The sequence below is a fragment of the Serratia sp. MF1(2023) genome (assembly GCF_030954545.1).
Lineage (GTDB): Bacteria > Pseudomonadota > Gammaproteobacteria > Enterobacterales > Enterobacteriaceae > Serratia > Serratia sarumanii.
In genome coordinates, this window is record NZ_JAVHUX010000023.1 from 1 (window position 1) to 8,188 (window position 8,188).

The following is an 8,188-nucleotide window of genomic DNA, read 5'->3' on the forward strand; positions in this document are numbered from 1 at the left end:
CTGAGCGTGAACATGAAACGACTGCTTGCCGAGGTCAATACCGATGAGCGTAACGTTTTGCATGATGATCCCCTTCAGAAAGAAAAACACCCTGCCAGCGTACCGCTCACAGGGTGGGGGTGACCATCTCATTAACCCGCCCCTGACAGGCGGGAAGAACGGCAACTAAACTTGGCGGGATGCCGCGATTTGAAGTGGTGACGCGGTCATCCCAAGATAGACACAGCTAAACGCGTTCAAAGACGGTGGCGATGCCCTGGCCTAGGCCGATGCACATGGTCGCCAGGCCGAACTGCGCGTCGCGACGTTCCATGTTGTTCAACAGGGTGGTCGAGATGCGGGAGCCTGAACACCCCAGCGGGTGGCCGAGCGCGATGGCGCCGCCGTTCAGGTTGATCTTGTCGTCGATGCTGTCCATCAGCCCCAGATCCTTGATGCATGGCAGCGACTGGGCGGCGAACGCTTCGTTCAGCTCGAACAGATCGATGTCCTGCACGCTCAGGCCGGCGCGTTTCAGCGCCAGCTTGCTGGCCGGCACCGGGCCGTAACCCATGATGGAAGGATCGCAGCCGACGACCGCCATCGAGCGGATGCGGGCGCGGGCCTTCAAACCGAGCGCTTTGGCACGCGATTCGCTCATCAGCAGCATGGCGGAAGCGCCGTCCGACAGGGCGGAAGAACTGCCGGCGGTGACGGTGCCGTTGACCGGATCGAACGCCGGGCGCAGGGCCGACAGGCTTTCGACGGTGGTTTCCGGGCGAATGACTTCATCGAAATCGTAACGGGTCAGCACGCCATCGGCGTCGTGACCGTTGGTCGGTATGATCTCGTTTTTGAAGTAACCCGCCAGCGTCGCCGCATGCGCGCGCTGGTGGGAGCGGGCGGCGAACTCATCCTGCATCTGGCGGCTGATGTTGTGCATCTTGGCCAGCATTTCGGCGGTCAGCCCCATCATCCCGGCGGCTTTGGCCACGCTGCGGCTCAGCCCCGGATGGAAGTCCACGCCGTGGTTCATCGGCACATGGCCCATGTGTTCCACGCCGCCGATCAGGCTGACGTGTGCGTCGCCAACCATGATGGCGCGCGCCGCGTCGTGCAGCGCCTGCATCGAAGAGCCGCACAGGCGATTGACGGTCACCGCCGGCACGCGGTGCGGGATCTCGGCCAGCAGCGCGGCGTTGCGGGCGATGTTGAAGCCTTGTTCCAGCGTCTGCTGTACGCAGCCCCAGTAAATATCATCGATCTCGGCGGCGTCCAGCGCCGGGTTGCGGCTCAGCACTTCACGCATCAGGTGAGCGGAGAGATCTTCGGCGCGCACCTGGCGGAAGGCGCCGCCCTTGGAGCGGCCCATCGGCGTGCGTACGGCATCAACAATAACTACGTTTTCCATCTTTATGACCTCATGCCGGTTGGCGGGTAGCGACGTCGGACAGCGGTGTCGCCACCGGGTAGTAGCTTTCATTGCGTTCGGCCTTGGCGCGCAGACCGGCCGGCACCTGATACAGGGCGCCGAGGTGTGCGTAACGCTGGGCCAGCTCAACGTAGTTGGCGGTGCCGAGCGTATCCAGGTAGCGGAACGCGCCGCCGTGGAACGGAGGGAAGCCAATGCCGTAGACCAACGCCATATCGGCTTCCGCCGGGCTGGCGACGATCTTCTCTTCCAGGCAGCGAACCACTTCGTTGATCATCGGGATCATCATGCGCGCGATGATTTCTTCGTCGCTGATGGTCTGGCGCGGTTGGCTCACTGCGGCCAGCAGCGCATCAGTCTGCTCGTCGTTGTCCTTGCGTGGCCTGCCTTTACTGTCCTGGCTGTAGCGGTAGAAGCCCTGCTGATTTTTCTGACCGAAGCGCTGGTTGTCGAACATCACGTCAATGGCGTCGCGATAGTCTTTGCTCATGCGATCCGGGAAGCCGGCGGCCATTACCGCCTGCGCGTGGTGCGCGGTGTCGATGCCCACGACGTCGAGCAGGTAGGCCGGGCCCATCGGCCAGCCGAACTGTTTTTCCATCACTTTATCAATATGACGGAAGTCGGCGCCGTCGCGCAGCAGCAGGCTGAAGCCGGCGAAATACGGGAACAGCACGCGGTTGACGAAGAAGCCCGGGCAGTCGTTCACCACGATTGGCGTTTTGCCCATGCGGCTGGCGTAGGCCACCACTTTGGCGATGGTGTCATCGCTGGTCTGTTCGCCGCGGATGATTTCAACTAGCGGCATGCGGTGTACCGGGTTAAAGAAGTGCATGCCGCAGAAGTTTTGCGGGCGCTTCAGCGATTTTGCCAGATGATTAATCGGAATGGTCGAGGTGTTCGACGCCAGAACGGTGTCCTCACCGATCAGGGTTTCCACTTCCGACAGCACGGCGGCTTTGACCTTCGGATTCTCGACGACCGCTTCAACGATCACCTGCGCGCGCTCGATGCCGGCGTAGTCCAGCGTCGGCTGAATGGTCGAGAGCACCTGCGCCATTTTCAAGCCATCCAGCTTGCCGCGCTCCAGTTGCTTATTGAGCAGCTTGGCCGCTTCGTTCATGCCCAGCGTCAGCGACTTGTCGCTGATGTCTTTCATGATCACCGGCACGCCTTTCAGCGCCGATTGGTAAGCGATGCCGCCGCCCATGATGCCGGCGCCCAGTACCGCCGCCTGTTTCGGCGCATCCACATTCTTGGCCAGCTTTTTCGCCTGGCCCTTCACGAACTGATCGTTAAGGAAGATGCCGACCAGCGCGCGCGCTTCGTTGGAACGCGCCAACGGCACGAAGCTGGCGGTTTCCAGTTTCAGCGCTTCATCGCGGCCCAGTTTGGCGGCGGCTTCAATGGTTTTCACTGCGGTCATCGGCGCCGGGTAATGTTTCCCGGCAGTCTGCAGCACCATGCCTTTGGCGGTGGTGAAGCTCATCGCCGCTTCAATCGGGCTGAGCTTCAGCGGCTCCAGCTTAGGTTGACGCGCGGCGCGCCAGTCCAGCTTGCCGTCGATCGCCTGTTGCAGCATTTTCAGCGCCGCTTCGGCCAGTTTTTCCGGTGCCACCACCGCATCCACCAGGCCGACTTTCAACGCGTCTTTGGCGCTGACGTCTTTACCGGCGGCGATGATTTCCAGCGCGCTGTCGTTACCCAGCAGGCGCGGCAGGCGGACGGAACCGCCGAAGCCCGGCATGATGCCCAATTTGGTTTCCGGCAGGCCGATGCGCGCATCCGGTGAGGCGACGCGGAAATCGGTCGCCAGAATGCATTCGCAACCGCCGCCGAGCGCATAGCCGTTAATGGCCGAAATGGTCGGCACCGGCAAATCTTCCAGCCGGTTAAAGATGTTGTTGGCGAACACCAGCCACTCTTGCAGCTTTTCAGCCGGTGCGGCGAACAGAGAAAGGAATTCGGTGATATCGGCGCCGACGATAAACGCGGCTTTGGAGGAACGCAGCAGCAGCCCTTTCAGCTCAGGCTGGTTTTCCAGCACGGTGAGCGCTTCGCCCAGGCTGGCGACGGTGCGGGTGTCCAGCTTGTTGACCGAGCCCGGTGCGTTGAACACCAGCTCGGCGATGCCGTTATCGAGCCAGTGCAGTTGTAATGTTTCGCCTTGGTAGAGCATGTCTATCTCCTGAATCAGCGTATGATCTGGTATGACCAGATGATGAGGAGTGTGGTTTTTATGTTAAAAATATGCAAATGAGAGATTGCATATTTGCAGGTCGGATCACATCTCACCAAGTTAGCGTTTTGATTTAAAACGAAGTTATATTTTATGTGCTATCGGCATTTGCTGGCGGTTGTCGGTCTTCATACACTTGCCAGCGGCGATTTATCATTCAGGCGAGGTTAGGCATGAATAAGGCGGCTGGTGTCATGGCGACGACGATGCGGGGCTGACGATGGCACTCGGCTGGCTAAGGTTAAACTGCGGATGTAACGGCATTTGCCGGGAATTGCGAGCTGCTCCGCATGCCCAACGCGATGAGGTTGGTGCGCCGGAGCGCTGTGTTAAGATGACTTCTTTCGTGCTAAGGCATAAGGGTAATGTGATGGAAACGCTGGCTTCTTTGTATAACGACCACCTGGCAGAGCTGCAAAAACGCGCGCGCGAAGTGCTGGAGCGCAACAAGTTGGATGCGCTGCTGATTCACTCCGGTGAACTGCAAAAGGTATTTTTGGACGACCATAGCTATCCGTTCAAAGTGAACGCGCATTTCAAAGCCTGGGTGCCGGTGACGTCGGTGCCGAACTGCTGGTTGTGGATTGATGGCGTCAACAAGCCGAAGCTGTGGTTCTACTCCCCAGTCGACTACTGGCACAGTGTAGAGCCGCTGCCGGACAGTTTCTGGACCAAATCCCTTGAATTGATGCCGCTGGCCAACGCCGACGCTATCGCCCAGCAGCTTCCGCCGCAGCGCGAGCGCGTGGGCTATATCGGTTATGCGCAACAGCGCGCCCGCGATCTCGGCATCCCTTCGGAAAATATCAACCCGAAAGCGGTGTTGAACTACCTGGATTTCCACCGTTCGATCAAAACCGGCTACGAGCTGGCCTGCATGCGCGAAGCGCAGAAGACGGCGGTAACCGGCCATCGTGCGGCGCATGAAGCCTTCCTCTCCGGCATGAGCGAGTTCGACATCAATCTGGCCTACCTCACGGCGACAGGCCACCGCGATACCGACGTGCCTTACGACAACATCGTGGCGCTGAACGAACACGCTTCGGTATTGCACTACACCAAGCTAGATCATCAGCCGCCGGCCGAATCCCTGAGTTTCCTGATCGACGCCGGCGCGGAATACAACGGCTACGCCGCCGATCTGACCCGCACCTACGCAGCGCAAAGCGGCAGCGAATTCGCCCATCTGGTGAAAGATCTCAACGGTGAACAGCTGGCGCTGATCGACACCATCAAAACCGGCGTGCGCTATACCGACTACCATGTGCAGATGCACCAGCGCATCGCCAAGCTGCTCAAGAATCACAAGCTGGTGAACGGCCTCAGCGAAGAGGCGATGGTTGAAACGGGCATCACTACGCCGTTCCTGCCGCACGGGCTGGGCCACCCGCTGGGCTTGCAGGTGCACGACGCCGCCGGCTTTATGCAGGACGAGCAAGGCACCCATCTGGCGGCGCCGGCCAAGTATCCGTTCCTGCGTTGCACCCGCGTGTTGCAGCCGGGCATGGTATTGACCATCGAGCCTGGTCTGTACTTCATCGAATCTCTGTTGGCGCCGTGGCGCAGCGGTGAGTTCAAGCAGCACTTCGCCTGGGATCGCATCGATGCGCTGAAGCCGTATGGCGGCATCCGTATCGAAGACAACATCGTGATCCACGAAAAGCGCATCGAGAACATGACGCGCGATCTGAACCTGGCCTGATGCGGCCGTATCCGATACCGGCGGAAGCAACCTGCTTTACCGAAGAAATAAAGAAGAGCCGTTTTATCACCCTGCTGGCGCCGACCAGCGGGGTAGAAGCGGCAAAGACGTTTATTCAGCAGGTGCGGGACGAGCACCCGGCGGCGAGGCACCATTGTTGGGCCTTCGTCGCCGGCAGCCCCGATGACTCGCAGCAGTTGGGATTCTCCGACGACGGAGAGCCGTCGGGTACCGCCGGCAAACCGATCCTCGCGCAGCTCATGGGCAGCGGTATCGGGGAAGTGACCGCCGTGGTCGTTCGTTACTACGGCGGCGTCAAGTTGGGCACCGGCGGATTGGTGAAAGCCTATGGCAACGGTGTTCAACAGGCGTTGAAGCAGCTGGCGTTGGCTCAAAAGGTGCCGGAAGTCGAATATATCTTGCAGTGCGACTATGCGCAGTTGGCGTTGGTGGAGAACTTGCTGCAGCAAACCGCAGGTCGGATCCTGCAGGGTGAATACGGCGCCGCCGTCGTGCTGCATCTGGCGTTGCCGGCCACGGAGGTCGAGCTGTTTGGGAATAAATTGCGTGATCTCAGTCGCGGTAATTTGCAATTAACCCCCATTTCGCAATAATTCCTCCCAATTGAATTGCTAAGGATCGTGCTGAAATGCATTTTCGCGCCATAACCCGTATCGTTGGTCTGCTGGTCATCCTGTTCTCCGGGACGATGTTTATTCCTGGCTTGGTGGCATTGATTTACCGCGATGGGGCGGGGCGCGCGTTCAGCCAAACCTTCTTCGTGGCGCTGACCATCGGTCTGATGCTGTGGTGGCCGAACCGCAAACAGAAACACGAGCTGAAACCCCGCGAAGGCTTCCTGATCGTCGTGCTGTTCTGGACCGTGCTGGGCAGCGTGGGGGCATTGCCGTTCCTGTTTTCTGAACGGCCCAACTTGTCGCTGACCGACGCCTTCTTTGAATCCTTCTCGGGGCTGACGACCACCGGTGCGACGACGCTGGTGGGACTGGATTCGCTGCCGAAGGCCATTCTGTTCTATCGCCAAATGCTGCAATGGATGGGCGGCATGGGGATCATCGTGTTGGCGGTGGCGATACTGCCGATACTCGGCGTCGGCGGCATGCAGCTGTATCGGGCGGAAATGCCCGGGCCGCTGAAAGATAACAAGATGCGCCCGCGCATCGCCGAAACAGCCAAAACCCTGTGGCTAATCTATGTGTTGCTGACCGTAGCCTGTGCGCTGGCGCTCTGGGGAGCAGGAATGTCGGTGTTCGATGCCATCGGCCACAGTTTCTCGACCATCGCCATCGGCGGCTTTTCTACCCACGACGCCAGTATCGGTTATTACGCCAGTCCGACCATCAACACCATCATCGCCGTGTTCCTGCTGATTTCCGGCTGTAACTACGGCCTGCACTTCGCTTTGCTCAGCGGCCGCAGTCTGAAGGTATATGGGCGCGATCCTGAATTCCGCATGTTCATCTTCGTCCAGCTGACGCTGGTGGTGGTGTGCACGTTGGTGCTCTGGGGACATGGCGTCTATAAGAGCGGTATGGAAACGCTCAATCAGGCGTTCTTCCAGGTGGTATCGATGGCGACCACGGCCGGTTTTACGACCGACAGCATCGCCAAGTGGCCGCTGTTCCTGCCGATGCTGTTGTTGTGTTCGGCATTCATCGGCGGCTGCGCCGGCTCGACCGGCGGCGGCCTGAAGGTGATCCGTATTCTGCTGTTGTACCTGCAGGGCTCGCGCGAGTTGAAAAGGCTGGTGCACCCTAACGCGGTCTATACCATCAAATTGGGCAACCGCGCGCTGCCGGAACGCATTCTGGAGGCGGTGTGGGGATTTTTCTCCGCCTATGCGCTGGTGTTTATCGTCAGCATGCTGGCGATCATTGCTACCGGCGTTGATGATTTCTCCGCGTTTGCCGCAGTGACGGCAACGCTGAATAACCTCGGCCCCGGCCTGGGCGTAGTGGCGGATAACTTCACCACGATGCCGGCGGCGGCCAAGTGGATCCTGGTGGTGACGATGCTGTTCGGGCGCCTGGAAGTGTTTACATTGCTGGTGCTGTTCACGCCAACCTTCTGGCGTGAGTGAGCCTGATATAAGGAGTACGCCATGAAGGCATTGATACTTTATTCGAGCCGTGACGGGCAAACACGTGCTATCGCTTCTTATATAGCAAGCAAATTGCAGGATACGCTGCGCTGTGAGGTGATCGATCTGCTGCAGGCGGAACAGGTCGACCTTAATCAGTATCAGTTGGTGATGATCGGTGCTTCTATCCGTTACGGGCACTTTAACCCGGCGCTGGATAAATTCGTCAAACGTCATGCCGAGCAGCTGAATCGAATGCCGAGCGCGTTCTTTGCCGTGAACCTGACGGCGCGCAAACCGGAAAAGCGCTCGCCGCAAACCAACGCTTATACCCGCAAGTTTCTGCTGACCTCGCCGTGGCAGCCAAAACAGTGCGCGGTGTTTGCCGGCGCATTGCGTTATCCGCGCTATCGCTGGTTCGACCGCATCATGATTCAATTTATTATGCGTATGACGGGTGGTGAAACGGATACCAGTAAGGAAGTGGAGTACACCGATTGGCAGCAGGTCGATCGTTTCGCCCAGGAATTTAGCCAGATCCCGTACGAAAAGTGACAAAAACGCGGGTTTTGCCAGCGTTTTGCCGAAAAAATCCGCGCTTGAAAAGTTTTTTGCATTTAGGGGTTGCGGCCTGCCGAGAACTCCCTATAATGCGCCTCCACTGACCGGGAACAACGACTGACAAGCCGCCGGGTCAGCGAGAAGACAGCGAAATAAACGCTTGACTCTCCGGGC

The 8,188-nt window shown here is 59.1% G+C and carries 6 protein-coding genes; 4 read left to right on the plus strand and 2 right to left on the minus strand.

The window, feature by feature from the left end; translation table 11 throughout:
* Positions 1 to 226: 226 nt before the first annotated feature.
* Positions 227 to 1,390: an acetyl-CoA C-acyltransferase FadA gene (gene fadA, locus REA38_RS13810; protein ID WP_025304928.1), complete on the minus strand. Its 1,164-nt coding sequence runs from the start codon at positions 1,388 to 1,390 to the stop codon at positions 227 to 229.
* A gap of 10 nt (positions 1,391 to 1,400) precedes the next feature.
* A complete protein-coding gene (gene fadB, locus REA38_RS13815) occupies positions 1,401 to 3,590 on the minus strand; it encodes a fatty acid oxidation complex subunit alpha FadB (RefSeq protein WP_308414586.1) in 2,190 nt (729 codons plus the stop codon).
* Between the two features lie 430 nt (positions 3,591 to 4,020).
* Here fadB and pepQ point away from each other — a divergent pair, with 430 nt between their 5' ends.
* From pepQ to hemG, 4 genes are read left to right on the plus strand one after another with little or no spacing between them, the layout of a single operon-like run.
* The gene (gene pepQ, locus REA38_RS13820; protein ID WP_033649681.1) at positions 4,021 to 5,352 is read left to right on the plus strand and encodes a Xaa-Pro dipeptidase; all 1,332 of its coding nucleotides are present in this window, start codon (positions 4,021 to 4,023) and stop codon (positions 5,350 to 5,352) included.
* A complete protein-coding gene (locus REA38_RS13825) occupies positions 5,352 to 5,966 on the plus strand; it encodes an IMPACT family protein (protein ID WP_164105568.1) in 615 nt (204 codons plus the stop codon). Before pepQ ends, REA38_RS13825 begins: the two co-directional genes overlap by 1 nt.
* 35 nt (positions 5,967 to 6,001) lie before the next feature.
* On the plus strand, positions 6,002 to 7,453 hold the full coding sequence (gene trkH, locus REA38_RS13830; protein WP_004934492.1) for a Trk system potassium transporter TrkH: 1,452 nt from the start codon (positions 6,002 to 6,004) through the stop codon (positions 7,451 to 7,453).
* 21 nt (positions 7,454 to 7,474) lie between these two features.
* A complete protein-coding gene (hemG, locus tag REA38_RS13835; protein WP_033655124.1) occupies positions 7,475 to 8,008 on the plus strand; it encodes a menaquinone-dependent protoporphyrinogen IX dehydrogenase in 534 nt (177 codons plus the stop codon).
* Positions 8,009 to 8,188 lie beyond the last annotated feature (180 nt).

Excerpts from the sequence above, each read along its gene's own strand:
- fadA (WP_025304928.1), bottom strand. The coding sequence starts at position 1,390 with ATGGAAAACGTAGTTATTGTTGATGCCGTACGCACGCCGATGGGCCGC.
- fadB (WP_308414586.1), bottom strand. The coding sequence starts at position 3,590 with ATGCTCTACCAAGGCGAAACATTACAACTGCACTGGCTCGATAACGGC.
- pepQ (WP_033649681.1), top strand. The coding sequence starts at position 4,021 with ATGGAAACGCTGGCTTCTTTGTATAACGACCACCTGGCAGAGCTGCAA.
- REA38_RS13825 (WP_164105568.1), top strand. The coding sequence starts at position 5,352 with ATGCGGCCGTATCCGATACCGGCGGAAGCAACCTGCTTTACCGAAGAA.
- trkH (WP_004934492.1), top strand. The coding sequence starts at position 6,002 with ATGCATTTTCGCGCCATAACCCGTATCGTTGGTCTGCTGGTCATCCTG.
- hemG (WP_033655124.1), top strand. The coding sequence starts at position 7,475 with ATGAAGGCATTGATACTTTATTCGAGCCGTGACGGGCAAACACGTGCT.